The 26,597-nt window shown below is 62.2% G+C and carries 21 protein-coding genes; 16 read left to right on the top strand and 5 right to left on the bottom strand.

Translation table 11 applies throughout. The features are described from left to right. The first annotated feature begins 56 nt into the window (after positions 1-56). Together DMX11_RS17020 and DMX11_RS17015 are read left to right on the top strand one after the other, a co-directional pair. Positions 57-1,019: a DMT family transporter gene (locus DMX11_RS17020; protein ID WP_110745562.1), complete on the top strand. Its 963-nt coding sequence runs from the start codon at positions 57-59 to the stop codon at positions 1,017-1,019. 188 nt (positions 1,020-1,207) lie between these two features. Further along, the gene (locus DMX11_RS17015; protein ID WP_110745561.1) at positions 1,208-2,368 is read left to right on the top strand and encodes an alginate lyase family protein; all 1,161 of its coding nucleotides are present in this window, start codon (positions 1,208-1,210) and stop codon (positions 2,366-2,368) included. Between the two features lie 95 nt (positions 2,369-2,463). Here DMX11_RS17015 and DMX11_RS17010 read toward each other — a convergent pair whose 3' ends face one another. Next, positions 2,464-3,858 (bottom strand): class II fumarate hydratase, encoded by a 1,395-nt coding sequence (locus DMX11_RS17010; RefSeq protein ID WP_110745560.1) that lies wholly within the window; start codon positions 3,856-3,858, stop codon positions 2,464-2,466. A 154-nt stretch (positions 3,859-4,012) separates the two neighbouring features. On the opposite strand from DMX11_RS17010, the gene DMX11_RS17005 reads away from it, so the two are divergent. The 7 genes from DMX11_RS17005 (at position 4,013) to DMX11_RS16975 (ending at position 11,964) form a co-directional block, all read left to right on the top strand. Continuing rightward, complete coding sequence (locus DMX11_RS17005; RefSeq protein ID WP_003252642.1) at positions 4,013-4,537, top strand: DUF2059 domain-containing protein; 525 nt, start codon at positions 4,013-4,015, stop codon at positions 4,535-4,537. Positions 4,538-4,547: 10 nt separating this feature from the next. Next, positions 4,548-4,844: a BolA family transcriptional regulator gene (locus tag DMX11_RS17000; RefSeq protein ID WP_110745559.1), complete on the top strand. Its 297-nt coding sequence runs from the start codon at positions 4,548-4,550 to the stop codon at positions 4,842-4,844. 196 nt (positions 4,845-5,040) lie between these two features. Continuing rightward, positions 5,041-5,973, top strand: a complete 933-nt coding sequence (locus DMX11_RS16995; RefSeq protein WP_110745558.1) for a rhodanese-related sulfurtransferase — start codon at positions 5,041-5,043, stop codon at positions 5,971-5,973. 3 nt (positions 5,974-5,976) lie between these two features. Further along, entirely contained in the window at positions 5,977-6,609 is a 633-nt protein-coding gene (locus DMX11_RS16990) for a DsbA family protein (RefSeq protein ID WP_110745557.1), read from the top strand. After that, positions 6,602-8,434, top strand: coding sequence for an ABC transporter ATP-binding protein (locus DMX11_RS16985; RefSeq protein ID WP_110745556.1), 1,833 nt, complete (start codon positions 6,602-6,604; stop codon positions 8,432-8,434). Before DMX11_RS16990 ends, DMX11_RS16985 begins: the two co-directional genes overlap by 8 nt. Positions 8,435-8,691: 257 nt before the next feature. Then, positions 8,692-11,148 carry an EAL domain-containing protein gene (locus tag DMX11_RS16980; protein ID WP_110745555.1) on the top strand — a complete coding sequence of 819 codons (2,457 nt, stop codon included), beginning with the start codon at positions 8,692-8,694 and terminating at the stop codon, positions 11,146-11,148. Positions 11,149-11,178: 30 nt separating this feature from the next. Next, positions 11,179-11,964, top strand: coding sequence for a TenA family transcriptional regulator (locus tag DMX11_RS16975; protein ID WP_110745554.1), 786 nt, complete (start codon positions 11,179-11,181; stop codon positions 11,962-11,964). A gap of 56 nt (positions 11,965-12,020) precedes the next feature. Here the strand turns inward: DMX11_RS16975 and DMX11_RS16970 are convergent, their stop codons facing one another. The 3 genes from DMX11_RS16970 to ubiG form a co-directional block, all read right to left on the bottom strand. Beyond that, positions 12,021-12,761, bottom strand: coding sequence for a YciK family oxidoreductase (locus DMX11_RS16970; RefSeq protein ID WP_110745626.1), 741 nt, complete (start codon positions 12,759-12,761; stop codon positions 12,021-12,023). 66 nt (positions 12,762-12,827) lie between these two features. Next, on the bottom strand, positions 12,828-13,499 hold the full coding sequence (mupP, locus tag DMX11_RS16965) for an N-acetylmuramic acid 6-phosphate phosphatase MupP (RefSeq protein WP_110745553.1): 672 nt from the start codon (positions 13,497-13,499) through the stop codon (positions 12,828-12,830). 2 nt (positions 13,500-13,501) lie between these two features. Beyond that, positions 13,502-14,200 carry a bifunctional 2-polyprenyl-6-hydroxyphenol methylase/3-demethylubiquinol 3-O-methyltransferase UbiG gene (gene ubiG / locus DMX11_RS16960; RefSeq protein ID WP_012271034.1) on the bottom strand — a complete coding sequence of 233 codons (699 nt, stop codon included), beginning with the start codon at positions 14,198-14,200 and terminating at the stop codon, positions 13,502-13,504. A 110-nt stretch (positions 14,201-14,310) separates the two neighbouring features. Between ubiG and mtnA the strand changes: the two genes are divergently transcribed. The 7 genes from mtnA (at position 14,311) to rpsA (ending at position 25,634) form a co-directional block, all read left to right on the top strand. Beyond that, positions 14,311-15,387 carry an S-methyl-5-thioribose-1-phosphate isomerase gene (mtnA, locus tag DMX11_RS16955; protein ID WP_110745552.1) on the top strand — a complete coding sequence of 359 codons (1,077 nt, stop codon included), beginning with the start codon at positions 14,311-14,313 and terminating at the stop codon, positions 15,385-15,387. 304 nt (positions 15,388-15,691) lie between these two features. Beyond that, positions 15,692-18,457, top strand: coding sequence for a DNA gyrase subunit A (gene gyrA, locus DMX11_RS16950; protein ID WP_110745551.1), 2,766 nt, complete (start codon positions 15,692-15,694; stop codon positions 18,455-18,457). 198 nt (positions 18,458-18,655) lie between these two features. Then, on the top strand, positions 18,656-19,741 hold the full coding sequence (gene serC / locus DMX11_RS16945; RefSeq protein WP_110745625.1) for a 3-phosphoserine/phosphohydroxythreonine transaminase: 1,086 nt from the start codon (positions 18,656-18,658) through the stop codon (positions 19,739-19,741). Then, entirely contained in the window at positions 19,741-20,835 is a 1,095-nt protein-coding gene (gene pheA, locus DMX11_RS16940; RefSeq protein WP_110745550.1) for a prephenate dehydratase, read from the top strand. The genes serC and pheA overlap by 1 nt, the downstream gene beginning before the upstream one ends. 74 nt (positions 20,836-20,909) lie before the next feature. Beyond that, the gene (locus tag DMX11_RS16935; protein WP_110745549.1) at positions 20,910-23,150 is read left to right on the top strand and encodes a bifunctional prephenate dehydrogenase/3-phosphoshikimate 1-carboxyvinyltransferase; all 2,241 of its coding nucleotides are present in this window, start codon (positions 20,910-20,912) and stop codon (positions 23,148-23,150) included. Then, a complete protein-coding gene (cmk, locus tag DMX11_RS16930) occupies positions 23,147-23,833 on the top strand; it encodes a (d)CMP kinase (protein WP_110745548.1) in 687 nt (228 codons plus the stop codon). The genes DMX11_RS16935 and cmk overlap by 4 nt, the downstream gene beginning before the upstream one ends. Before the next feature lie 124 nt (positions 23,834-23,957). Then, positions 23,958-25,634: a 30S ribosomal protein S1 gene (gene rpsA, locus DMX11_RS16925; protein WP_003252673.1), complete on the top strand. Its 1,677-nt coding sequence runs from the start codon at positions 23,958-23,960 to the stop codon at positions 25,632-25,634. Between the two features lie 159 nt (positions 25,635-25,793). Here the strand turns inward: rpsA and DMX11_RS16920 are convergent, their stop codons facing one another. Further along, positions 25,794-26,249, bottom strand: coding sequence for a transposase (locus DMX11_RS16920; RefSeq protein ID WP_110745547.1), 456 nt, complete (start codon positions 26,247-26,249; stop codon positions 25,794-25,796). Positions 26,250-26,597: the final 348 nt, after the last annotated feature.

Below are 26,597 nucleotides of genomic sequence, written 5' to 3'. Positions count from 1 at the left end.
GTCCCCCAAGCCCGTAGAATTCAATCATTCCCACCACGGGCTTGATCGAGGAAACTATGCACACCACTTCCGGCCGCTGGACCTATGGCCTGTTCCTGGCACTTCTCACTGCATTGCTTTGGGGGATCTTGCCGATCAAGCTCAAGCAGGTGCTGCAAGTGGTCGACCCCATTACCGTCACCTGGTACCGCCTGCTGGTTTCCGGTGGCCTGCTGTTCGCCTGGCTGGCAGCCAAGCGACGCTTGCCGTCGTTCACCCAGCTGGCGCCCAAGGGGAAGGGCCTTGTCGTGGTGGCCGTACTTGGCCTGATGGGCAACTACGTGCTGTACCTGATCGGCCTCAACCTGCTCAGCCCCGGTACCGCGCAACTGGTGGTGCAGGTCGGCCCGGTGCTGTTGCTGGTGGCCAGCGTGTTCGTGTTTCGTGAGCGCTTCAGCCTGGGGCAGGGCGTGGGCCTGCTGATTTTGCTGGCGGGTTTTGGCCTGTTCTTCAACCAGCGCCTCGAAGAGCTGCTGACGTCACTGAGTACCTACACCACCGGCGTGTTGACCATTCTGCTGGCCACCAGCATCTGGGTGTTTTACGCCCTCAGTCAGAAGCAACTGCTGACCGTGTGGCATTCACAGCAGGTGATGATGGTGATCTACCTCAGTTGCGCTGCACTGCTCACGCCTTGGGTACACCCGCTGGAGGCGTTGCAACTGACTCCGGTGCAGGGCTGGCTGCTGCTGGCCTGCTGCCTGAATACCCTGGTGGCTTACGGCGCATTTGCCGAGGCGCTGGCGCACTGGGAGGCGTCGCGGGTGAGTGCCACCCTGGCGTTGACACCGCTGGTGACCTTTGTCGCGGTGGCGCTGGCGGCACTGGTGTGGCCTGAGTATGTGCAGGCCGAGGACATCAATGCCCTGGGTTATGTAGGGGCGGTGACCGTGGTGTCCGGCTCGGCGCTGGTAGCGCTGGGGCCATCGCTGGTGGCTAGTTGGCGCGCGCGCAAGGCGCGATTGGCTCAGGTTCACTAAGCCTGTGGGAGAACTGCCTTGCTCACTTTCTAGAATCTAGCGCGATCCCTGTGGGTTTGAGGCTGATGCAGTACCTCGCGAAACATCAGCGCGCCTGATCATCCGAGGAATTGCCTAGTATTTCTACCAGTTGCGAGTCTTTTGCCATTTGGATTCAATGTGCCTGAAGGTCGAGCAGGGTAAGCAATATGAAGGTACATAATTTTGTGCATCCTGGTATAAAGGTCAATGTGAATTACCTTGAGCAATTCGTTCGTCATAATCTACACCGTGAGCCTTGGAAGAGTGCCAGTGAAAAAGTACTGAATGATTATTTGAAAAGAGCAGATAAAAACTGGGTTCCGAAGCCGCGCGAGGTAGTGGATTGCGGAGCTTATAGCCAGCCGGATTGTGGGTGTACTGATGAAACTCGAGATGGTCAGGCTGCCTATGCGCAGGCATTGCTCTGGGTGATCAAGGATGACAAGGAATATGCAGCTACTGCCATCAAAATCCTTGACGCATGGTCTCGAGAATTTACCGGAGGACATATCGGCGAAAATGCACGCCTTCAGGCATCGTGGGCAGCGTGCTTATTCATCAGTGCTGCGGAAATCCTTGCTCATACTGCGTCTGGCTGGACGACTGAAGGTAAGGCGCGATTCAGAGGGATGTTGGAAGCGCAGTTTCAACCGATCATAGAGGACCTCTTCCATGGTGACGGGTGGAAGTGGGATACCGTGCCTGGCAATTGGCGCTCCACAGGTATCGAGGCACTTTTATATATAGCGATTTTTACTGACAATCACGAAATCTTCGCCAGGAGTATCCAGTTATGGAAAGACCATATCGTGGCGTCCATTTATCTGGAAAGTGATGGAGCGCGTCCCAGACTACTGCCCAATTGGACCCGGGTGCCGACCGACGAAGAGGTCAATCAACAGTGGGGTAGTCCATACCGATACATTGAGGGGATGAACGTTGAGAGCTGTCGGGACTTCGCCCACACCGCTTATGGTCTGGCGGCTACTATCAATGTGGCTGAAACGGCGTTATTGCAGGGGATCGATCTGTACAGGGATGAAGAAACGCAAGCCATGGCGCGAATGATGCAGACGATGGAGTTTCATTCTCGGTATGAAAACATTGCATTGATGCCAGACATTTGTAAGCGATACCACGGCATCCAGTTGAGTGCTCAATGGACATTTGAAATTGGTTATACCCACTATGCGGTCCGTTTGGGGCACTCTTTGCCGGAAACTCGCGCATTTGTGCAAAGACATCGGCCGACGCAAGGCGATTTTCATTACATGTGGGAAAGTCTGACCCATGCTTATCCTCGTACCGGGGATGACCCGATTTCTTGAGTGCCAGAGAGATAGGCATCTACCCGATAAAACGGTGAGCCGCCCGTGGCGCGGTGCCGAGGTGATGAGGCAACCGGGGCGGCTCATGGGGAAATCTAGCCTTTGCCCCCAGGCGCCAGCATGTTCTCCGGCCGTGCCCACTGATCGAACTGTTCATTGGTCAGGTACTTCAGCGCCAATGCAGCCTCGCGCAAGGTCTTGCCCTCGCTATACGCCTTCTTGGCAATTTCCGCCGCCTTGTCATAGCCAATATGCGGGTTCAACGCCGTCACCAGCATCAAGCCCCGCTCCAGGTGCGCGGCCATCTGCTCGGCATCCGGCTCGATGCCCGCCACACAATGCTGCTGGAAGTTGCGGCAACCATCAGCCAGCAACTCGACCGACTGCAACAGGTTATGAATGATTACCGGCTTGAACACGTTCAGCTGCAAATGCCCTTGGCTGGCGGCAAAGCCAATGGCCGCGTCATTGCCCAGCACCTGGCAGGCCAGCATCGACAGCGCTTCGCACTGGGTGGGGTTGACCTTGCCCGGCATGATCGAGCTGCCGGGCTCGTTGGCCGGCAGGCGCACCTCGGCCAGGCCGGCGCGCGGGCCGGAACCCAGCAGGCGCAGGTCGTTGGCAATTTTCATCAAGGCCACGGCCAGGGTTTTCAGGGCGCCCGCCAGGCTGGTGAGCGGTTCGTGGCCGGCCAGCGCTGCAAACTTGTTGGGCGCGGTGACGAACGGCAAACCTGACTCTGCCGCCAGCTCGGCGGCGATGGCCTCGGCAAAACCATGCGGGGCGTTCAGCCCAGTACCTACGGCGGTGCCACCCTGGGCCAGTTCGCACACCGCTGGCAGGGTGGCGCGGATGGCCCGCTGGGCGTAGTCGAGCTGGGCGACGAAGGCCGACACTTCCTGGCCGAAGGTGATCGGCGTGGCGTCCATCATGTGTGTGCGGCCGGTTTTGACCAGTTTGTTGTGGCGCGCCGACAGTTCGGCCAGCCCCGAGGACAGCTCGGCAATCGCCGGCAGCAATTTTTCATGCACCGCCTGCGCAGCAGCAATGTGCATGGCAGTGGGGAAACAGTCGTTGGAACTCTGCGAGCGGTTGACGTGGTCGTTGGGGTGCACTGGCGCCTTGCCGCCACGCCCCTTGCCGGCCAGTTCGTTGGCGCGCCCGGCGATCACTTCGTTGACGTTCATGTTGCTCTGGGTGCCGCTGCCGGTCTGCCAGACGACCAACGGGAACTGGTCATCGTGCCGGCCAGCCAGCACTTCGTCGGCGGCCTGTTCGATCAGCCGGGCGATGTCGGCCGGCAGGTCGCCATTGCGGTCGTTGACGCGTGCCGCGGCCTTCTTGATCAGCGCCAGGGCGTGCAGCACCGCAAGGGGCATGCGTTCCTTGCCAATGGCGAAGTTGATCAATGAACGCTGGGTCTGCGCACCCCAGTAGGCGTCCTCAGGAACTTCGACCGGGCCCAGGCTGTCTGTCTCGATACGGCTCATTCTGTACGCACTCCTGTGTAGTTCGAAATCGCAGTTTAGGCCCTCATTCGACGGAGCGGTTCCATCGCTCGTCGTGCCACTTGAGCACATCGCCACCACGGCGCAGAATGCTCTACTCTGAGGTACCCGCCTCCCTCTTGTTGAAGGAAATGCAATGACCCGTCTCCGTGTCCTTTGTGCCGCCGTTGCACTGGTTTGCGCCAGCGGCCAGGTACTCGCTGCCACTGCCAGCCACAACGCTGCTGCCGAGAAATTCCTGACCCTGGCCAACGCCGACAAGCTGGGCACCCCGGTGTACATGCAAGTGCAGCAGATGTTCGCCCAACGCTTCGCCCAGACCAAGGCCCCGGCCGCCAAGCAGCCGGTGCTGGAAAGCTACCAGGCCAAGGCCAACGCCGCCCTGGACAACGCCATCGGCTGGAACAAGCTGAAGCCGAAGATGGTCGACCTGTACACCCAGACCTTCACCGAGCAGGAGCTGAAGGACCTGGTCAAGTTCTACGAGTCGCCGCTGGGCAAGAAAGTGCTGCGTGAAATGCCCAAGGTCACCCAGCAGTCGGCGCAGCTGACCCAGCAGAGCCTGGAGCCCGCAGTACCGGTGGTGAACAAGCTGCTGGAAGACATGACCAAGGAGCTGGACCCTAACGCCGGCAAGGCCGCCGCCCCGGCGAAGAAGTGAGTACGCCGCAATGACCATGCAGCAGCGTATCGAACAGCAGCTGGCGACGCTGGCGCCGCAACACCTGCAAGTGCTCGACGAAAGCCACATGCACAGTCGTGGTCAGGAGACCCACTACAAGGCAGTGATCGTCTGCGAGCAGTTTGCCGGGTTGAACAGCGTCAAGCGCCACCAGAAGGTGTACGCCACCATGGGTGAGCTGATGGGCCAGATCCATGCCCTGGCCATTCATACCTACACCGCCGAAGAGTGGGCCAAGGTCGGCGTTGCACCGGCCTCCCCAGTGTGCGCCGGCGGCGGGCACTGAAACCTTTTTGTTGTTCTGGTAGAATCCGCTTCATCCCAAAGGGGGCTGCTGTGCAGCCCATCGCCAGCAAGCCAGCTTCCACAGGTACTCCACCCGTGGGCGCCGGCTTGCCGGCGATGGGGCGCGCAGCGGCCCTTTGTTCATTGTGTAACCCGGTCCGCCCCTTACGAGGGCAACCACCTGGAGAACCTGCTTCATGTCCCAAGCCATCGTCGTCGCGGCGCTGTACAAGTTCGTCACCCTGGAAGACTACGTCGAGCTGCGTGAGCCACTGCTCAAGGCCATGCTCGACAACAACGTCAAAGGCACCCTGCTGCTGGCCCACGAGGGCATCAACGGCACCGTATCGGCCACCCGCGAAGGCATCGATGGCCTGCTGGCATGGTTGCGCAACGACGCGCGCCTGGTCGATGTCGACCATAAAGAGTCGTATTGCGACGAACAGCCGTTCTACCGCACCAAGGTCAAGCTTAAGAAGGAAATCGTCACCCTCGGCGTGCCGGGCGTAGACCCCAACCAGGCAGTCGGCACCTACGTCGAGCCCAAGGACTGGAACGCCCTGATCAGCGACCCGGAAGTGTTGCTTATCGACACCCGCAACGATTACGAAGTGGCCATCGGCACTTTCAAGGGCGCCATCGACCCGAAGACCGAAACCTTCCGCGAGTTCCCGGATTACATCAAGGCCAACTTCGACCCCAGCAAGCACAAGAAGGTGGCGATGTTCTGCACCGGCGGCATTCGCTGCGAAAAAGCTTCGAGCTACATGCTCGGTGAAGGCTTCGAGGCGGTCTATCATCTTAAAGGCGGCATCCTGAAATACTTCGAGGAAGTGCCTCAGGAAGACAGCCTGTGGGACGGCGACTGCTTCGTCTTCGACAACCGCGTCACGGTGCGCCATGACCTTAGCGAAGGCGAGTACGACCAGTGCCACGCCTGCCGCCACCCGATCAATGCAGAGGAGCGCGCGTCCGAGCACTATTCGCCAGGTGTCAGCTGCCCACATTGCTGGGACAGCCTGAGCGAGAAGACCCGGCGCAGTGCCATCGACCGGCAGAAGCAGATCGAGCTGGCCAAGGCCCGCAACCTGCCGCACCCGATCGGTTACAACTACAAAGCCGAGGCTTGATGCATGTCTGCACGCCTGATCTATGTGATGGACCCGATGTGCTCCTGGTGCTGGGGGTTCGCGCCGGTGGCCGAGGCCCTGATCGCCCAGGCGCGTGACTCAGGCGTGTCTACCCACCTGGTGCCGGGCGGGCTGCGCACTGGCGGCAGCGCGCTTGACAGCGCCACCCGCAAGTACATCCTCGAACACTGGCAGGCGGTGGCCGACGCTACCGGCCAGCCGTTCCGCTTCGAGGGGGCCATGCCCGACGGTTTCGTCTACGACACAGAACCGGCCTGCCGCGCCCTGGTCACCGCCCGCGAACTGGGCGTCGAGGGCGTGTGGCCGCTGCTGGCATTGATCCAGCGCTCGTTCTACGAGCAGGGTGTGGATGTGACCACCGCGCCGCATCTGGTCGATCTGGCCGAGCAGGCCGGCTTCGACCGTATGCTGTTCGCCGACACCTTCGCCCGTGCCGACACCCGCGCAGCTACCGCCGCCGATTTCGGGTGGGCCCAGGACCTCGGTATTGCCGGCTTCCCGACGCTGCTGGCCGAGCGCAATGGCCAACTGGCCCTGCTGACCAATGGCTACCAGCCACTGGAGCGCCTGCAACCCTTGCTCGGCCGCTGGCTGCAGCAGGCCGCTTGTGCTTGATGTGCCTGGGTCACCCGACCCGGTGCCGGGCAAGCCCAGCACTGCGGCCGATCGATTGAGCTGGGCGGAAATCCGCCGTCTGGCCCTGCATCACGAGAAAAACCTCTGGTCCGCCAACCTCATCGCCGTGCTGGCGGCCTGCTGCAGCGTGCCCATTCCGCTGTTGCTGCCGCTGCTGGTGGACGAAGTGCTGCTCGGCCATGGCGATGCTGCGCTGAAATGGATGAACCACCTGCTGCCGTCCAGCTGGCAGGTGGCCGCCGGCTATATCGGCCTGATGCTGGCATTGACCCTGTGCCTGCGGCTGGCTGCGCTGGCGTTCAACGTGGTACAGGCCAAGCTGTTCGCCGGCCTCGCCAAAGACATCGTCTACCGCCTGCGCATCCGCCTGATCGAAAGGCTCAAGCGTATTTCGCTGAAGGAATACGAAAGCCTGGGCAGTGGTACGGTAACCACCCACCTGGTCACCGACCTGGACACCCTCGACAAGTTCGTCGGCGAAACCCTCAGCCGTTTCCTGGTGGCCATGCTGACCCTGACCGGCACCGCGGCCATCCTGATCTGGATGCACTGGCAGCTGGCCTTGCTGATCCTACTGTTCAACCCGCTGGTGATCTACTTCACCGTGCAGCTGGGCAAACGTGTCAAACACCTGAAAAAGCTTGAGAACGACAGCACCTCACGCTTCACCCAGGCGCTGACGGAAACCCTCGATGCCATCCAGGAAATCCGCGCCGGCAACCGCCAGGGTTACTTCCTCGGCCGCCTGGGCCTGCGCGCCCGCGAAGTGCGCGATTACGCCGTGGACTCGCAATGGAAAAGCGATGCCAGTGGCCGTGCCAGCGGCCTGTTGTTCCAGTTCGGGATCGACATCTTCCGTGCTGCGGCCATGCTTACAGTGCTGTTTTCCGACCTGTCGATCGGCCAGATGCTGGCGGTGTTCAGCTACCTGTGGTTCATGATCGGCCCGGTCGAGCAGTTGCTCAACCTGCAATATGCCTACTATGCCGCCGGCGGCGCGCTGAGCCGCCTCAATGAACTGTTGGCCCGTGCCGACGAACCCCAGTACCCGGCGGCCAGCGACCCGTTCGCCGGCCGCGAGACGGTCGGCATAGAGGTTCGCGACCTGCGCTTTGCCTACGCCGATGAGCCGGTGCTCGAACACCTCGACCTGTCGATCGCCCCAGGCGAGAAGGTGGCGATCGTCGGTGCCAGCGGTGGTGGCAAGAGCACGTTGGTGCAACTGTTGCTGGGCTTGTACAGCGCCCAGGCCGGGACCATCCGCTTTGGCGGTGCCAGCTTGCAGGAAATCGGCCTGGAAACCCTGCGCGAGAACGTTGCAGTGGTGCTGCAGCACCCGTCGCTGTTCAACGACACGGTGCGCGCCAACCTGACCATGGGCCGCGATTGCAGTGACGAGGCTTGCTGGCAGGCGCTGCGTATCGCACAGCTGGATGCCACCATTACGGCCTTGCCGCAGGGCCTGGACAGCATCGTCGGGCGCTCTGGGGTACGCTTGTCCGGCGGCCAGCGCCAGCGCCTGGCCATTGCCCGCATGGTGTTGGCGGAGCCCAAGGTGGTGATCCTCGATGAGGCGACCTCGGCTCTGGATGCCGCCACCGAGTACAACTTGCACCAGGCCCTGGCGCGCTTCCTCAGTGGCCGTACCACGTTGATCATCGCCCACCGCCTGTCGGCGGTGAAACAGGCCGATCGGGTGCTGGTGTTCGATGGCGGGCACGTGGCCGAAGAGGGTGGGCATCAGCAGCTGATCGCCGAGGGTGGGTTATACGCCAAGCTGTATGGGCACCTGCAGCAGAGCTGATTACCTGGCTGCCTGGTCCGGCGTTGTCTAGCGCGACCCCTGCAGGAGCGGGCTTGCCCCGCGACTGTGGGCGAAGCCCGTGCCATCACCCGCGGCGTCGGTTTCGGGGCTAGCCCGCTCCCGCAATGGCCAGCGCAAACGCTGTGCAAATCCCCCGATTCCTTGTCATAAAAATCCCCTCCACAACGATGGCAAATGGCCTACGCTGTGCTTGTCTGGGTCGATCTTCGCCTTATCTGCTCTGTGACAGGGACTCCATGAAGGGACATCGCACACTCGAAGCGCCGAAGCTGCTTGGCATCACATGGCCCTTCATCGCCGTCGTGGTCTTCCAGGTGGCGCTGGGCAGTCTCAGCCTTTATACGCTCTCGGCCGTGCGTGCCTATGTGGCGGGCGAAAGTCTTTGGTCCAAGGCCCAGAAAGATGCCATCTACTACCTTACCCTTTACGCTGAAACCAACGACCCAAGTACCTACCAGCATTACCGCCAGGCCATAACCGTCCCCTTGGGCGACCAACGGGTACGTGAAGTGCTGGACCAGCCCGGCCCCGACCTGGACGCCGCGCGCCAGGCGGTCCTGCAAGGGGGCAACCACCCCGACGATGTCGACGGGATCATCTGGTTCTACCGCAACTTCCGCAGCATCAGCTACATGCAGACGGCCATCGACTACTGGAGTATCGGTGACGACTACCTGGCCAAGCTGGATGTGCTGGCCGTCGAGATGCGCCAGCGGTACGACGCCGGCCCAGTCGATGCGCAGACGATCAATGGCTGGAAGGCCCGCATCGTCACCATCAACGAAGGTGTAACGCCGGCCGCCAAGGCCTTCAGCGATGCCTTGGGCGAAGGCTCACGCATGTTGCTGCGGGTGCTGCTGGTCACCAACCTGCTGACTGCGATGTTCCTGATTGCGATTGCCTGGCGCCGCTCCAGCAAGCTGTTGGCCCAGCGCCAGGCCTTTGCCAGCGCCCTGCAGGAAGAAAAAGAGCGGGCACAGATTACCCTGCGGGCTATCGGCGATGCGGTGATTACCGCCGATGTAGAAGGCTGCATTGGCTACATGAACCCGGCCGCCGAGCAGTTGACCCACTGGCAGGCCGCCCAGGCCCAGGGCCTGCCGCTGTCGGCGCTGTTCAGCCTGGTTGACGAGCAGGCCGAGGAAGACGGCCGCAGCCTGGTCGAGCAGGTGCTCAGCGGCAGCCTCAAGGGCGGCGCCGAGCATGCCCGGCTGATCCAGCGCCTGGACGGCAGCACGGTGTCGATCAACCTGGTGGGCTCACCGATCGTCAACGACGGCCAGGTCAACGGTATCGTGCTGGTGCTGCACGACATGACCCAGGAGCGCCAGTACATCGCCAACTTGTCCTGGCAGGCCACCCACGACGCCCTGACCGGGCTGGCCAACCGCCGCGAGTTCGAGTACCGCCTGGAGCAGGCCCTCAATGGCCTGGCGCGCCAGGCTGGGCGCCATTCGCTGATGTTCCTCGACCTCGACCAATTCAAGCTGGTCAACGACACCTGTGGCCACGCCGCCGGTGACGAGCTGCTGCGACATATCTGCGCCGTGCTGCAATCCGGCCTGCGCGAAGGCGATACCCTGGCCCGGCTGGGTGGGGATGAGTTCGGTGTGTTGCTGGAAAACTGCCCGCCGGACCAGGCCGAGCGTATCGCCGAGCAGCTGCGTCAGCTGGTGCAGAGCCTGCATTTCGTGTGGAAGGGGCGGCCGTTCGTCACCACCGTCAGCGTCGGCCTGGTGCACATCGCCCAGGCCCCCGGCACCCTCGAAACCTCGCTGCGGGCCGCCGACATGGCCTGCTACATGGCCAAGGAGAAGGGCCGCAACCGCGTGCAGGTGTACCATGCCGACGACAGCGAACTGTCCATGCGCTTCGGCGAAATGGCCTGGATCCAGCGCTTGCATGTGGCCCTGGAAGAAAACCGCTTCTGCCTGTACGCCCAGGAAATTGCCCCGCTGAAAAGCTTCGAAGGCCCAGGCCATATCGAAATCCTGCTGCGCCTGCATGACGAGAGCGGCCGCACCATTCTGCCCAACAGTTTCATTCCGGCGGCCGAGCGCTATGGCCTGATGACTGCGCTGGACCGCTGGGTGGTGCGCAATGTGTTCCTGGTCATCCGCCAGTGCCTGGACGAAGGACGCGAAGGGCCGCTATCGATCTGCGCGATCAACCTGTCTGGCTCAAGCATTGGTGATGACAAGTTCCTCGAGTACCTGCAGCGCCTGTTCGTCGAATACGCCATTCCGCCGCGGATGATCTGCTTCGAAATCACCGAAACCAGCGCCATCGCCAACCTGGGCAGTGCCATTCGCTTCATCAACGAGCTGAAAGGGCTGGGTTGTCGCTTCTCGCTGGATGATTTCTGCGCCGGCATGTCCTCGTTTGCCTACCTCAAGCATTTGCCCGTGGATTACCTGAAGATCGACGGCAGTTTCGTCAAGGACATGCTCGACGACCCGGTCAACCGGGCCATGGTCGAGGTCATCAACCACATCGGCCATGTGATGGGTAAGCGCACCATTGCCGAGTTCGTCGAAACACCCTTGATCGAGCAAGCCCTGCAGGAAATCGGCGTGGACTACGCCCAGGGCTACCTGATCGAACGCCCCCAGGTGTTCACCTGTGACAGTCTGCAGCGCCAACGGATCGCCACCCGGCCTCTGTTACAGCGGGCACCTGGCACGTTTCGCTAGCTAGAAATCACATGGATCAAGGAGCTGAAAGTGATTGATGCATTCATTCGTATCGGGCCACTGATGGACCCCGCCAGCTACCCCCAATGGGCCCAGCAACTGATTGAGGACTGCCGCGAGAGCAAGCGCCGGGTGGTCGAGCATGAATTCTATGCACGTCTGCGCGATGGCCAGCTGAAGCAATCGACCATTCGTCAGTACCTGATCGGTGGTTGGCCGGTGGTCGAGCAGTTTTCGTTGTACATGGCGCATAACCTGACCAAGACCCGCTATGGCCGCCATCAGGGCGAAGACATGGCCCGGCGCTGGCTGATGCGCAACATCCGGGTCGAGCTCAACCACGCTGACTACTGGGTGAACTGGTGCCAGGCCCATGGCGTGCACCTGCACGAACTGCAGGCGCAGGAAGTGCCACCCGAGCTGAATGGCCTGAACGACTGGTGCTGGCGGGTGTGTGCCACCGAGAACCTGGCCATTTCAATGGCCGCGACGAACTACGCCATCGAAGGCGCGACCGGCGAATGGTCGGCGGTGGTGTGCTCGACCGATACCTATGCGCAGGGTTTCCCCGAGGAAGGCCGCAAACGGGCGATGAAGTGGTTGAAGATGCACGCCCAGTATGACGATGCGCACCCGTGGGAGGCGCTGGAGATCATCTGTACCCTGGCCGGTGAGAATCCGACCCTGGGGCTGCGCACCGAGTTGCGCAGGGCGATCTGCAAGAGTTACGACTGCATGTACCTGTTCCTGGAGCGGTGCATGCAGCTGGAAGGGCGCCAGCAAGGCCGTATGCGACCGGCGTTGGCTGCGGGCTGAGCGCTTTCCTGTGCCGGGCTCTTCACGGGTGAACCCGCGAAGAGGCCGGTGCGGGGTTATTGAGCGTTGAACGCCTGCCCATTCACCCCTTTGCTGTCCGGCCCCATCAGGTACAGGTACACCGGCATGATGTCCTCCGGCAGCGGGTTGTTCTGCGGGTTCTCGCTCGGGTACGCCTGCGCCCGCATCGCCGTGCGCGTGGCGCCCGGGTTGATGCTGTTGGAGCGTACCGGCGCCACGCCTTCCAGCTCGTCGGCCAGGGTCTGCATCAAACCCTCGGTGGCGAACTTCGACACGCCATAGGCGCCCCAGTAAGCCCGGCCCTTGCGCCCGACGCTGCTGCTGGTGAACACCACCGAGGCATCCTCCGACAGCTTCAGCAGCGGTAGCAGGGTGCTGGTGAGCATGAAGGTGGCGTCGACGTTGATGTGCATCACCCGCATGAAGTTGTCACCCGACAGCTGCTCCAGCGGCGTGCGCGGGCCGATGATCGAGGCGTTGTTCAGCAGGCCGTCCAGGCGGCCGAACTGGTCCTCGATCATTACGGCCAGCTCGTCGTACTGGTGGGGCAGGGCGGTTTCCAGGTTGAACGGGATGACCACAGGCTGCGGGTGCCCGGCAGCCTCGATCTGGTCGTAGACCTCGTTCAGGTTGGCCTCGGTCTTGCCCAGCAACAGCACGGTGGCGCCCAGCGCGGCATACGCCTTGGCGGCCGCAGCGCCAATGCCGCGGCCGGCACCGGTAACCAGGATGACCCGGCCTTGCAGCAGGTCGGGGCGGGCGGTGTAGTCGAACATCAGCATTTTCCCTTGTTCATTGGGGTGGCGCCGATCACTGTGGGACCGGGCTCCAGCCATGGCAAATCAGCAGCCGCACAGCGCGCTGTCGATCACCTTGCGCAGTTCCAGCGGGTGGTCCACCACCACGTCGGCACCCCAATTGTTGGGGTTGTCCTCTGGATGAATATAGCCGTAGCGCACGGCCGCCGTTCGGGTGCCTGCGTCGCGGCCCGACTCGATGTCGCGCAGGTCGTCGCCGACGAACAGCACCGTGGCTGGGTCCAGGCCCAGGGTCTTGCAGGCCAGGATCAGCGGCTCGGGGTCGGGCTTGCTGTTCTTCACGTGGTCCGGGCAGATCAGCAGTGCCGAGCGCTCGGCCAGGCCCAGCTGCTGCATGATCGGCTCGGCGAAACGCACCGGCTTGTTGGTGACCACGCCCCACAGCAGGTTGCCTTTCTCGATGTCCGCCAGCAGCTCGCCCATGCCGTCGAACAGCTTGCTGTGCACCGCGCAGTCGCGCTGGTAGCGCTCGAGAAACTCCAGGCGCAGGGCCTCGAAGCCCTCGGCGTTCGGGTCCATGGCAAACGTGGCGGCGACCATGGCGCGTGCGCCGCCGGAAATCACGTCGCGGATAAGCTTGTCATCGACGGCCGGCAGGCCGCGCTCGGCGAGCATGGCCTGGCAGATGGCGATGAAGTCCGGCGCGGTGTCGAGCAAGGTGCCGTCCATGTCGAAGAGTACTGCTCGCAAACGCATGCTCATTCCTCGCGCAGTGTCTGGATCATGTAGTTGACGTCGACGTCGCTGTTGAGCTTGTAGTGCTTGGTCAGCGGGTTGTAGGTAAGGCCGATGATGTCCTTTACCTGCAGGCCGGCATCACGGCTCCAGGCGCCCAGCTCGGACGGGCGGATGAACTTCTTGAAGTCATGGGTGCCGCGCGGCAGCATTTTCAGGATGTATTCGGCGCCGACGATGGCCAGCAGGTAAGCCTTGGGGTTGCGGTTGATGGTGGAGAAGAACACCTGGCCGCCCGGCTTGACCATGCGGTAGCAGGCGCGGATCACCGAAGACGGGTCGGGTACGTGCTCGAGCATTTCCAGGCAGGTGACCACATCGAACTGTTCGGGCATTTCCTCGGCCAGGGCTTCGGCGGTGATCTGCCGGTACTCTACCTGCACACCGGACTCCAGCTGGTGCAGCTGAGCCACCGCCAGTGGCGCCTCGCCCATGTCGATACCGGTGACCGTGGCGCCGCGCAGGGCCATGGCTTCGCTGAGGATGCCGCCGCCGCAGCCTACGTCCAGCACTTTCTTGCCGGCCAGGCTGGCGCGTTCGTCGATCCAGTTGACGCGCAGCGGGTTGATTTCGTGCAGCGGCTTGAACTCGCTTTCGCGGTCCCACCAGCGGTGGGCCAGCGCTTCGAACTTGGCGATTTCGGCGCGGTCGACGTTGCTCATTGAACAGTCCTCTGAAACTTCGCAAAATTGCGTCGGAGTATACCCGAGCGCTCGGGCCCCAGGGTCGCTATAATCGCCGGCTTTTGATATCCGAACGACGGGGAGAGGCGATGCGCGAGCGACTTTTGGCGGCGGAGAAGGTGACCGGGATCCGCTGGCAGGGCGGCATCTTGCACCTGCTCGACCAGCGCCTGTTGCCGTCGGAGGAGCGTTGGCTGGCCTGCGACAATGTCGCGCAGGTCGCTGCAGCGATCCGCGACATGGCCGTGCGCGGTGCCTCGGCGATCGGTATTGCTGCAGCCTATGGCCTGGTGCTGGCCCTGGAAGAGCGGCTGGCCGAAGGCGGCGACTGGGAAATGGACCTGGAAGACGACTTCCTCAGCTTGGCCGAGGCGCGCCCCACTGCCGCCAACCTGTTCTGGGCGCTGAACCGCATGCGCGAGCGCCTGCAGCGCCTGCGCCCGGACGAAGACGTGCTGGCAGCGCTGGAAGCCGAAGCGGTGGCCATCCACGAAAGCGACCGTGAAGCCAACCTGACCATGGCCCAGCACGGCATCGAGCTGATTCGCCGCCACCAGGGCAACGCCCAGACGCTGCTCACCTATGGCAATGCCGGTGCGCTGGCCAGTGGTGGCTTTGGCACGGCGCTGGGGGTGATCCGCGCCGGTTACCTGGAGGGCATGGTCGAGCGGGTGTATGCCGGCGAGACCCGCCCCTGGCTGCAAGGCTCGCGCCTGACTGCCTGGGAGCTGGCCAACGAAGGCATTCCGGTGACCCTGTGCGCCGATTCGGCGCTGGCTCACCTGATGAAAACCAAGGGCATCACCTGGGTGGTGGTGGGCGCGGACTGCATTGCCGCCAATGGTGACATGGCCGGCAAGATCGGCACCTATCAGCTGGCGGTCAGCGCCATGCACCATGGCGTGCGCTTCATGGTGGTGGCGCCGAGTACCAGCATCGACCTGAACCTGGCCACGGGCGAAGATATCCCGCTGGAAGTGCGCGAGGCCGATGAGCTGCTGGATTACGCCGGTACCCGGGTGGCGCCCGATGTCGAGGTGTTCAACCCGGTATTCGATGTGACCCCGGCCGACCTGATCGACGTGATCGTGACCGAGCGCGGCATTGTCGAACGCCCGGATACCGCCAAGCTGGCCCAGTTGATGTGCCGCAAGCGGTTGCATTGAGGGGTAAGGCGATAGAGGTCTGTCGCGTTTTAGATCGAGCGCCGCGCGGGCGGCGCTCGGTCTCGCAGGCGACACAATATTCACGCCAAGCACCCCCGTGCCACATCTCCCCACCACCCCCGCCTTTGTGATAACATCCGGCAGTTTCCAAGACCGCCCATCACGGCGGCCTTCATTGCGCAGATCCATGGCACAACTCATTGATTTGTCGTAAGTCGTCGCACCCTATGCGCTGCGGCGGCGAGCTTCGTTCGGCCCTTGATGGAGCTGCGAAGTTTCACCAGAAAAAGGAATCAGGCTTCTCATGGGCGAACTGGCCAAAGAAATCCTCCCGGTCAATATCGAAGACGAACTGAGACAGTCTTACCTCGACTACGCGATGAGCGTGATTGTCGGGCGAGCGCTGCCCGATGCGCGTGACGGCTTGAAGCCCGTGCATCGTCGCGTTCTCTATGCGATGAGCGAACTGGGCAACGACTGGAACAAGCCGTACAAGAAATCCGCCCGTGTGGTCGGTGACGTGATCGGTAAGTACCACCCGCACGGCGACACTGCGGTCTACGACACAATCGTGCGTATGGCCCAGCCGTTCTCGCTGCGTTACCTGCTGGTCGACGGCCAGGGCAACTTCGGTTCGGTGGACGGCGACAACGCCGCGGCCATGCGATACACCGAAGTGCGCATGACCAAGCTGGCCCACGAGCTGTTGGCCGACCTGCACAAGGAAACCGTCGACTGGGTGCCCAACTACGACGGCACCGAGCAGATCCCGGCGGTCATGCCGACGCGCATCCCCAACCTGCTGGTCAACGGTTCCAGCGGTATCGCCGTGGGCATGGCAACCAACATTCCGCCGCACAACCTCGGTGAAGTCATCGATGGCTGCCTGGCGCTGATCGACAACCCGGAAGTCACCATCGATGAGCTGATGCAGTTCATCCCTGGGCCAGACTTCCCGACTGCCGGCATCATCAACGGCCGCCAGGGCATCATCGAGGCCTATCGTACCGGCCGCGGCCGCATCTACATGCGCGCACGCTCCGAGATCGAAGACATCGACAAGGTCGGCGGCCGCCAGCAGATCGTCATCACCGAGCTGCCGTACCAGCTGAACAAGGCCCGCCTGATCGAGAAGATCGCCGAGCTGGTCAAAGAGAAGAAGATCGAAGGCATCACCGAGCTGCGCGACGAGTCCGACAAGGACGGCATGCGCATCGTCATCGAGCTGCGTCGCGGCGAGGTGCCGGAGGTGGTGCTCAATAACCTCTACCAGCAAACCCAGCTGCAGAGCGTGTTCGGTATCAACGTGGTGGCCTTGGTCGATGGCCGGCCGCGCCTGCTCAACCTCAAGGACCTGCTCGAAGCGTTCGTCCGTCACCGCCGTGAAGTGGTGACCCGTCGCACCGTATTCGAGCTGCGCAAGGCCCGCGAACGCGGCCACATCCTTGAAGGCCAGGCAGTCGCGCTGTCCAACATCGATCCGGTCATTGCCCTGATCAAGGCCTCGCCAACCCCGTCCGAAGCCAAGGAAGCCCTGGTTTCCACGCCGTGGGAATCCAGCGCGGTGCAGGTCATGGTCGAGCGCGCCGGTGCCGACTCCTGCCGCCCTCAGGACCTGCCGGAGCAGTACGGCCTGCACGAAGGCAAGTACTTCCTGTCGCCGGAACAGGCCCAGGCCATCCTTGACCTGCGCCTGCACCGCCTGACCGGCCTGGAGCACGAGAAGCTGCTGGCCGAGTACCAGGAAATCCTCGAGCAGATCGGTGAGCTGATCCGCATCCTCAGCAGCGCAGAGCGCCTGATGGAAGTGATCCGCGAAGAGCTGGAAGCCATTCGTGCCGAGTACGGCGATGCCCGCCGCACCGAAATCCTCAATGCCAGCCACGACCTCAACTACGGCGACATGATCCCGGAAGAAGAGCGTGTGGTGACCATCTCCCACGGCGGTTACGCCAAGACCCAGCCGTTGTCCGCTTACCAGGCCCAGCGCCGTGGCGGCAAAGGCAAGTCGGCGACTGGCGTGAAGGACGAGGACTACATCGAGCACCTGCTGGTCGCCAACAGCCATGCCACGCTGCTGCTGTTCTCCAGCAAGGGCAAGGTGTACTGGAAGAAAACCTACGAAATCCCTGAAGCGTCCCGCGCTGCGCGTGGTCGCCCGCTGGTCAACCTGCTGCCGCTGGAAGAAGGTGAACGCATCACCGCCATGCTGCAGATCGACCTCGAAGCCTTGCAGCAGAACGCCGACCTGGACGAAGAACTGGAAGACGCCGATGACACCGTGCTCGAAGGTGAGCTGGTAGAGGCGGAAGAAGTCGACGAAGAAGACGGCGATACCCCGGAATGGGTGGCAGAGCCGACTGGCGCGTATATCTTCATGGCAACCGCTTCGGGTACCGTCAAGAAGACCCCGCTGGTGCAGTTTGCCCGTCCGCGCTCCAATGGCCTGATCGCCTTGAAGCTGAAGGAAGGCGATACCCTGATCGCCGCAGCCATCACCGACGGCGCCAAGGAAGTCATGATGTTCTCCGACGCCGGCAAGGTCATCCGCTTCGCCGAGAGCGTGGTGCGCGAAATGGGCCGTAATGCCCGTGGTGTGCGCGGCATGAAGCTGGGCAAAGGCCAGCAGATCATTTCGATGCTGATCCCGGAATCCGGTTCGCAGATCCTCACCGCCTCCGAGCGTGGCTTTGGCAAGCGCACCCCGCTGTCCAAGTTCCCGCGTCGTGGGCGTGGTGGCCAGGGCGTGATCGCCATGGGTACCAAGGGGCGCAATGGCTTGCTGATCGGTGCTATTCAGGTGCAGGAAGGCGAAGAGATCATGCTGATCTCCGACCAGGGCACGCTGGTGCGGACCCGGGTTGGCGAGGTGTCCAGCCTGAGCCGTAACACCCAGGGTGTGACCCTGATCAAGCTGGCCGCTGACGAAACGCTGGTGGGCCTGGAGCGGATCCAGGAACCGTCCGAGGACGAACTCGATGAGGTCATCGAGGCGGACGAGGAGGGCGTCGAGGCCGAAGCGCCAGACAATGATGAAGCTGCAGGCGCCGAAGAGGCCCCGCAGGAGTAAACAAGCGTAAAACCCGAACGGGGCGACCAAGGTCGCCCCGTTTGACTGACTAGCGATGGCAAAGCCCCAGAGGGCAATGCAAAACCCTGTGGGAGCGGGTTCACCCGCGAAGAAGGCACCGCGGTGCTTGGCAAGGGCTGCCCTTGTTCGCGGGTGAACCCGCTCCCACAAGTTCTATTTGGCAGAGCGAGAGTGGATGTGAGCAAACGAGCCTTTAACTTCTGCGCAGGCCCTGCCGCGCTTCCTGATGCTGTATTGCAGCGCGCCCAGGCTGAAATGCTGGACTGGAACGGCAAGGGCTTGTCGGTGATGGAAATGAGCCATCGCAGCGACGATTACGTGGCCATCGCCGAAAAGGCCGAGCAGGACCTGCGTGACCTGCTGTCCGTCCCCTCCAACTACAAGGTGCTCTTCCTGCAGGGCGGTGCCAGCCAGCAGTTCGCCGAAATCCCGCTGAACCTGCTGCCGGAAAACGGCACCGCCGACTACATCGAGACCGGCATCTGGTCGAAAAAGGCCATCGAGGAAGCGCGCCGCTTCGGCAACGTCAACGTCGCTGCCAGCGCCAAGCCCTACGACTACCTGGCCATTCCGGGCCAGAACGAATGGAACCTGACCAAGGGTGCCGCCTATGTGCACTACGCGTCCAACGAGACCATCGGTGGTCTGCAGTTCGACTGGGTGCCACAGACCGGTGACGTTCCGCTGGTGGTCGACATGTCGTCTGACATCCTCTCGCGCCCGATCGACGTGTCGCAGTTCGGCCTGATCTACGCCGGCGCGCAGAAGAATATCGGCCCAAGTGGCCTGGTGGTGGTGATTGTGCGTGAAGACCTGCTTGGGCATGCCCGCAGCAGCTGCCCGACCATGCTCGACTACAAGGTTTCGGCTGACAACGGCTCGATGTACAACACTCCGGCCACCTACTCCTGGTACCTCTCGGGCCTGGTCTTCGAGTGGCTGAAAGAGCAGGGTGGCGTCGCTGCCATGGAGCAGCGCAACCGCGCCAAGAAAGACCGCCTGTACGGCTTCATCGACAGCAGCGAGTTCTACTCCAACCCGATCAGCGTCAACGCCCGTTCGTGGATGAACGTGCCGTTCCGCCTGGCGGACGAGCGCCTGGACAAGGCCTTCCTCGCCGGCGCCGACGCCCGTGGCCTGCTCAACCTCAAGGGGCACCGGTCGGTGGGCGGTATGCGCGCCTCTATCTACAACGCTCTGGGCCTGGAAGCGGTTGAAGCGCTGGTAGGCTACATGGCTGAATTCGAGAAGGAGCACGGCTGATGTCCGAACAGGAACTCAAGGCGCTGCGCGTACGCATCGACAGCCTCGACGAGAAAATCCTCGAGCTGATCAGCGACCGCGCCCGCTGCGCCGAAGAAGTCGCCCGGGTCAAGACGGCCTCGCTGAAAGAAGGCGAGAAGCCGGTGTTCTACCGCCCCGAGCGTGAAGCTGCGGTGCTCAAGCGCGTGATGGAGCGCAACAAGGGGCCGTTGGGCAACGAAGAGATGGCGCGGCTGTTCCGCGAGATCATGTCGTCGTGCCTGGCCCTGGAAGAGCCGCTGAAAATCGCCTACCTCGGCCCTGAGGGTACCTTCACCCAGGCCGCGGCCATGAAGCACTTCGGCCACGCGGTGATCAGCCGGCCGATGGCGGCCATCGACGAAGTGTTCCGCGAAGTGGCGGCCGGTGCCGTCAACTTCGGCGTGGTGCCGGTGGAAAACTCCACCGAAGGCGCGGTAAGCCACACCCTGGACAGCTTCCTCGAGCACGACATGGTCATCTGCGGCGAAGTCGAGCTGCGTATCCACCATCACCTGCTGGTGGGCGAGAGCACCAAGACCGACAGCATCACCCGCATCTACTCCCACGCCCAGTCGCTGGCCCAGTGCCGCAAGTGGCTGGATGCGCACTACCCGAACGTTGAGCGCGTGGCCGTTTCGAGCAACGCCGAAGCGGCCAAGCGGGTCAAGGGTGAGTGGAATTCCGCAGCGATCGCCGGCGATATGGCGGCTAACCTGTACGGGTTGACCCGCCTGGCTGAAAAGATCGAGGATCGCCCGGACAACTCCACGCGCTTCCTGATGATCGGCAACCAGGAAGTGCCGCCGACCGGCGATGACAAGACCTCGATCATCGTTTCGATGAGCAACAAGCCCGGTGCCCTGCACGAGCTGCTGGTACCGTTCCACCAGAATGGCATCGACCTGACCCGCATCGAGACCCGCCCGTCGCGCAGCGGCAAGTGGACTTACGTGTTCTTCATCGACTTCGTTGGCCACCACCGCGACCCGCTGATCAAGGCAGTGCTCGAGCAGATCAGCCAGGAGGCTGTGGCGCTGAAGGTGCTGGGCTCTTATCCGAAGGCAGTGCTTTGATACAAGGCCTCGGGGCCGCACTGCGGCTCCGAGGCCCTTACGGCTGTCTAGATTTCTGAACAGGGTTCGCACCAGTGGTAAAAGCAGCAAAAACCAAACCCACACCCATCATCAACCGCCTGGTCGTGGTCGGCCTCGGCCTGATCGGTGGCTCCTTCGCCAAGGGCCTGCGTGAAAGCGGCCTGTGCCGTGAAGTGGTCGGTGTCGACCTGGACGCCCCCTCGCGCAAGCAGGCCGTGGCCCTGGGCGTGGTCGACCGCTGCGAAGAAGACCTCGCGGCCGCGTGCGTGGGGGCCGATGTCATCCAGCTGGCCGTGCCGATCCTGGCCATGGAAAAGGTGCTTGCGTGCCTGGCCGCGCTCGACTTGGGTGCCGCCATCATCACCGACGTCGGCAGTGCCAAAGGCAACGTCGTCCGTGAGGCGCGTTCGGTCTTCGGCGAACGCCTGCCGCGCTTCGTTCCCGGCCACCCCATCGCCGGCTCCGAGCAGAGCGGAGTAGAGGCTTCAAACGCCGCCTTGTTCCGTCGGCACAAGGTCATCCTTACGCCGCTGGCCGAAACCGACCCTGCCGCAATGGCCCTGGTCGACCGCCTGTGGCGAGCGCTGGACGCCGATGTGGAGCACATGTCGGTCGAGCGCCATGACGAAGTGCTGGCCGCCACCAGCCACCTGCCGCACTTGCTGGCCTTCGGCTTGGTCGATTCGTTGGCCAAGCGCAATGAAAACCTCGAGATCTTCCGGTACGCTGCGGGAGGCTTCCGCGATTTCACAAGAATCGCCGGCAGCGACCCGACCATGTGGCACGACATCTTCCTCGCCAACCGCGACGCTGTCCTGCGCACACTTGATACATATCGCAGCGATCTCGACGCCCTGCGCGACGCGATCGCTGAAGGGGACGGGCACCAGCTGCTGGGTGTGTTCACCCGCGCACGGGTTGCCCGCGAGCATTTCAGTAAAATCCTGGCCCGTCGGGCCTATGTGGACGCTATGAACGCCAACGATCTGATTTTCCTGGCCCAGCCGGGTGGCCGCCTGAACGGGCGGATCCGTGTACCGGGCGACAAGTCGATTTCCCACCGCTCGATCATGCTCGGCTCGCTGGCCGAAGGCACTACCGAGGTCGAAGGTTTCCTCGAAGGTGAGGACGCGCTGGCGACCCTGCAGGCCTTCCGTGACATGGGTGTGGTCATCGAAGGCCCCAACCACGGCCGCGTGACCATTCATGGCGTTGGCCTGCACGGCCTCAAGCCGCCACCCGGGCCGCTGTACGTCGGCAACTCCGGTACCTCGATGCGCCTGTTGTCGGGCCTGCTGGCCGGCCAGCCGTTCGACGTGACCATGACCGGTGACGCCTCGCTGTCCAAGCGGCCGATGAACCGCGTGGCCAACCCGCTGCGCGAAATGGGCGCGGTGGTCGAGACCGGCCCGGAAGGCCGCCCGCCATTGACCATTCGCGGTGGCCACAAGCTCAAGGGGCTGACCTACACGCTGCCGATGGCTAGCGCCCAGGTCAAGTCGTGCCTGTTGCTGGCCGGCCTGTATGCCGAAGGCAAGACCACCGTGACCGAGCCGGCGCCGACCCGTGACCATACCGAGCGCATGCTGCGCGGCTTCGGTTACCCGGTCGAGAGCAATGGCCCGGTAGCGTCGCTGCAATCTGGCGGCAAGCTGACCGCGACCCGCATCGAAGTGCCGGCCGACATTTCTTCGGCAGCGTTCTTCCTGGTGGCCGCGTCCATCGCCGAAGGCTCCGAGCTGGTGCTGGAGCATGTCGGCATCAACCCGACCCGTACCGGCGTGATCGACATCCTGCGCCTGATGGGCGGCGACATCACCCTGGAAAACCAGCGTGAAGTCGGTGGCGAGCCGGTGGCTGACCTGCGCGTGCGCGGTGCCAAGCTGAAAGGTATCGATATCCCGGAAGAGCTGGTGCCGCTGGCCATCGATGAATTCCCGGTACTGTTCGTGGCCGCTGCCTGCGCCGAAGGGCGTACCGTGCTGCGTGGCGCCGAAGAGCTGCGGGTGAAGGAATCCGACCGCATCCAGGTCATGGCCGATGGCCTGATCACCCTGGGTATCAAGTGCGAGCCGACCCCGGACGGCATCATCATCGACGGCGGCCAGTTGGGTGGCGGCGAAGTGCATGGTCACGGTGACCACCGTATCGCCATGGCCTTCAGCGTGGCCTCGCTGCGCGCCAGCGCGCCGATTCGCATCCATGACTGTGCCAACGTCGCCACCTCGTTCCCGAACTTCCTGGCACTGTGCGCCGAAGTCGGCATCCGCGTGGCGGAAGAGGGCAAGTCGTGAATTCGCAGGCACCGGTCATCACCATTGACGGGCCGAGCGGCTCGGGCAAAGGCACGGTCGCCGGCCTGCTGGCCCGTGAGTTGGGCTGGAAGCTGCTGGACTCCGGCGCGCTGTACCGGTTGCTGGCGTTCAACGCCAGCAACCATGGCGTCGACCTGACCAACGAAGAGCTGCTGACCAGGCTTGCCGCCCATCTGGATGTGCAGTTCGTCGCTGCCGAGCCCGGTAAGCTGCAACAGATCATCCTGGAAGGCGAGGACGTCAGCAACGTTATCCGTACCGAAACCGTCGGTGCCGGTGCATCATTGGTGGCTTCGCTGCCGGCCGTGCGTGATGCGCTGCTGGTTCGCCAGCGCGAATTCCGGGAAACGCCTGGGCTGATCGCCGACGGTCGCGACATGGGTACCGTGGTGTTTCCGGACGCGCCGTTGAAGGTCTTCCTCACCGCCAGTGCGGAGGAGCGCGCACGTCGGCGCTACCTGCAGTTGAAGGGCAAGGGTGAAGATGTTAGTCTGTCGAGTCTGCTGGATGAGATTCGTGCGCGTGATGAGCGTGACACCCAACGTGCAGTGGCCCCGCTGAAGCCAGCGGCAGATGCCATTCAGTTGGACTCTACCGAGTTGTCCATCGAGCAGGTGTTGCAACGTATCAGGAGCGAGATCGCCCAGCGCGACCTTCTCTGATCACCAGGAGAGCAGGCAGGTTCACCAGTCAACGTCTTGCCGGCCCTCCTTTACTTAAAACAGACCCACATTGTCTGGAATGTGGCGAGGGGCGTTTGTTTCGCCCGAATCTACAGGAATTAAAATGAGCGAAAGCTTTGCAGAACTCTTTGAAGAAAGCCTGAAAACCCTCAATCTTCAGCCGGGTGCCATCATCACCGGTATCGTTGTCGACATCGACGGCGACTGGGTTACCGTACACGCTGGCCTGAAGTCCGAGGGTGTCATCCCGCTCGAGCAGTTCTACAACGAAGCTGGCGAACTGACCATCAAGGTCGGTGACGAAGTTCACGTTGCGCTGGACGCGGTCGAAGACGGCTTTGGCGAAACCAAACTGTCCCGTGAAAAAGCCAAGCGCGCCGAGTGCTGGATTGTTCTGGAAGCAGCTTTCGCCGCCGAAGAAGTGGTCAAGGGCGTTATCAACGGTAAGGTTAAGGGCGGCTTCACTGTCGACGTTAACGGCATCCGTGCGTTCCTGCCGGGCTCCCTGGTTGATGTCCGCCCAGTGCGCGACACCACCCACCTGGAAGGCAAAGAGCTGGAATTCAAGGTCATCAAGCTGGACCAGAAGCGCAACAACGTTGTCGTTTCCCGTCGCAGCGTGCTGGAAGCCGAGAACTCCGCCGAGCGCGAAGCCCTGCTGGAAACCCTGCAGGAAGGCCAGCAAGTCAAAGGTATCGTCAAGAACCTCACCGACTACGGCGCATTCGTGGACCTGGGCGGTATCGACGGCCTGCTGCACATCACCGACATGGCCTGGAAGCGCATCAAGCACCCATCGGAAATCGTTAACGTTGGCGACGAAGTCGACGTACGCGTTCTGAAGTTCGATCGCGAGCGCAACCGCGTTTCGCTGGGTCTGAAGCAGATGGGCGAAGATCCGTGGGTAGCTATCACTGCCCGTTACCCAGAAGGTACTCGCGTACAGGCTCGCGTTACCAACCTGACCGACTACGGCTGCTTCGCTGAGCTGGAAGAAGGCGTTGAAGGTCTGGTACACGTTTCCGAAATGGACTGGACCAACAAGAACATCCACCCGTCGAAAGTCGTTCAGGTTGGCGACGAAGTGGAAGTCATGGTTCTGGACATCGACGAAGAGCGTCGTCGTATCTCCCTGGGCATCAAGCAGTGCAAGTCCAACCCATGGGAAGACTTCTCCGGCCAGTTCAACAAGGGTGACAAGATCACCGGTACCATCAAGTCGATCACCGACTTCGGTATCTTCATCGGCCTGGACGGCGGCATCGACGGCCTGGTTCACCTGTCCGACATCTCCTGGAACGAAACCGGCGAAGAAGCCGTACGTCGTTTCAAGAAGGGCGACGAGCTGGAAACCGTCATCCTGTCGGTCGACCCAGAGCGCGAGCGCATCTCCCTGGGCATCAAGCAGCTGGAAGACGATCCGTTCTCCAACTTCGTTGCTGTCAATGACAAGGGCGCTATCGTCAAGGGCATCGTGAAAGAAGTTGACGCCAAAGGCGCCATCGTCACCCTGGCCGACGACATCGAAGCTACTCTGAAAGCTTCCGAAATCAGCCGTGACCGCGTCGAAGACGCGCGTAACGTTCTGAAGGAAGGCGAAGAGATCGAAGCCAAGATCATCAGCGTTGACCGCAAGTCCCGCGTTATCAGCCTGTCGATCAAATCGAAAGACGACGCTGAAGAGCGCGAAGCTATCCAGAGCCTGAAAAACGCTCCGGAAGCTGCTGCCGACACCACCATGGCTGCGCTGCTGCGCGAAGCAATGGCCAAGCAGAACTGAGTTCTGTTTGATCGGTAAAAAGGGCGACCCTCGGGTCGCCCTTTTTTTTGCGTTTTTTATTGGTGGGGTAGTGGGGTGGTGGGGGAGTGTTTGCTGTAAGGGTTGTGTCGCCAGTGAGATCGAGCGCCGCCCGGGTCAGGCATCTCTACCGCCATACCCTTAAAGCCACACCGCATCCCAATGTGGATAATCACCAACCGTGGCCACCAATCCTGCCCTTACCGGATTGGCAACGATATATCTCGCGACCTTGAAAACATCCTCGTCCTTGCGCAAGGTCCGGTCGTAATAACCTGCCTGCCACACCGGCTTCCCCTTCGCTCCGGCCTTGTGCAGCGCATTGCTGGACTGGCATTTGAAACGTTGCATCAATGTGCCAAGCGTCACTTCTTTCAACTCAATCAGCCAGTGCACATGGTCTGGCATTACGACCCAGGTCAGTGATCGGCAATGGTGTTGTTCTTCCGCGTAACGGAGGTTCTGAATGACCAGTCTTGCAAAGCGAAGGTCCTGAAACAAAGGCCTGCGTAGGTGAGTGACGGTAGTCAGCATGTAGAGCCTGCCTGGTACTGAGCATCTTGCGCGGCGAAGCCTGCAGCCATGAGGGTTGGGCATTGCGTTCATCCTTGGGCGAGTATGTGCTCGATTAGCGTAGCCAGCCCATGCAGAAGTCGATTCGATAGAAATTTGCAGTATGTAAACGCGCACCAAGGCGACCGCCTTGTTTGTACGACGCAATATCGCGACATGCGCCAAGGCGTACGCGCGCAAATCCCCCAGAAATAACTGGCCCGAAACAACCGTAGGAGCGAGCGCAGCTCGCGATGCGCCGCGCGGGCGGCGCTCGGTCTCACGGGCGACGTACTTCTACCGCCATACCCTTGAAGCCACAGCGTATGGAATGAGGTTGCGCAATGGCGGGGTGTGTTTGGCGTGGGTTTTAGGGTGTGGCAGAAATCGAGC

Source organism: Pseudomonas sp. LB-090624, assembly GCF_003205205.1.
GTDB lineage: Bacteria > Pseudomonadota > Gammaproteobacteria > Pseudomonadales > Pseudomonadaceae > Aquipseudomonas.
Note: the sequence above shows the minus strand (reverse complement) of the source record. Positions and strands in the feature narration are given on the sequence as shown.

Bases quoted from the DNA above. Each gene is read 5' to 3' on its own strand.
- DMX11_RS17020 (WP_110745562.1), top strand. From the start codon at position 57: ATGCACACCACTTCCGGCCGCTGGACCTATGGCCTGTTCCTGGCACTT.
- DMX11_RS17015 (WP_110745561.1), top strand. From the start codon at position 1,208: ATGAAGGTACATAATTTTGTGCATCCTGGTATAAAGGTCAATGTGAAT.
- DMX11_RS17010 (WP_110745560.1), bottom strand. From the start codon at position 3,858: ATGAGCCGTATCGAGACAGACAGCCTGGGCCCGGTCGAAGTTCCTGAG.
- DMX11_RS17005 (WP_003252642.1), top strand. From the start codon at position 4,013: ATGACCCGTCTCCGTGTCCTTTGTGCCGCCGTTGCACTGGTTTGCGCC.
- DMX11_RS17000 (WP_110745559.1), top strand. From the start codon at position 4,548: ATGACCATGCAGCAGCGTATCGAACAGCAGCTGGCGACGCTGGCGCCG.
- DMX11_RS16995 (WP_110745558.1), top strand. From the start codon at position 5,041: ATGTCCCAAGCCATCGTCGTCGCGGCGCTGTACAAGTTCGTCACCCTG.
- DMX11_RS16990 (WP_110745557.1), top strand. From the start codon at position 5,977: ATGTCTGCACGCCTGATCTATGTGATGGACCCGATGTGCTCCTGGTGC.
- DMX11_RS16980 (WP_110745555.1), top strand. From the start codon at position 8,692: ATGAAGGGACATCGCACACTCGAAGCGCCGAAGCTGCTTGGCATCACA.
- DMX11_RS16970 (WP_110745626.1), bottom strand. From the start codon at position 12,761: ATGTTCGACTACACCGCCCGCCCCGACCTGCTGCAAGGCCGGGTCATC.
- mupP (WP_110745553.1), bottom strand. From the start codon at position 13,499: ATGCGTTTGCGAGCAGTACTCTTCGACATGGACGGCACCTTGCTCGAC.
- ubiG (WP_012271034.1), bottom strand. From the start codon at position 14,200: ATGAGCAACGTCGACCGCGCCGAAATCGCCAAGTTCGAAGCGCTGGCC.
- mtnA (WP_110745552.1), top strand. From the start codon at position 14,311: ATGCGCGAGCGACTTTTGGCGGCGGAGAAGGTGACCGGGATCCGCTGG.
- gyrA (WP_110745551.1), top strand. From the start codon at position 15,692: ATGGGCGAACTGGCCAAAGAAATCCTCCCGGTCAATATCGAAGACGAA.
- pheA (WP_110745550.1), top strand. From the start codon at position 19,741: ATGTCCGAACAGGAACTCAAGGCGCTGCGCGTACGCATCGACAGCCTC.
- rpsA (WP_003252673.1), top strand. From the start codon at position 23,958: ATGAGCGAAAGCTTTGCAGAACTCTTTGAAGAAAGCCTGAAAACCCTC.
- DMX11_RS16920 (WP_110745547.1), bottom strand. From the start codon at position 26,249: ATGCCCAACCCTCATGGCTGCAGGCTTCGCCGCGCAAGATGCTCAGTA.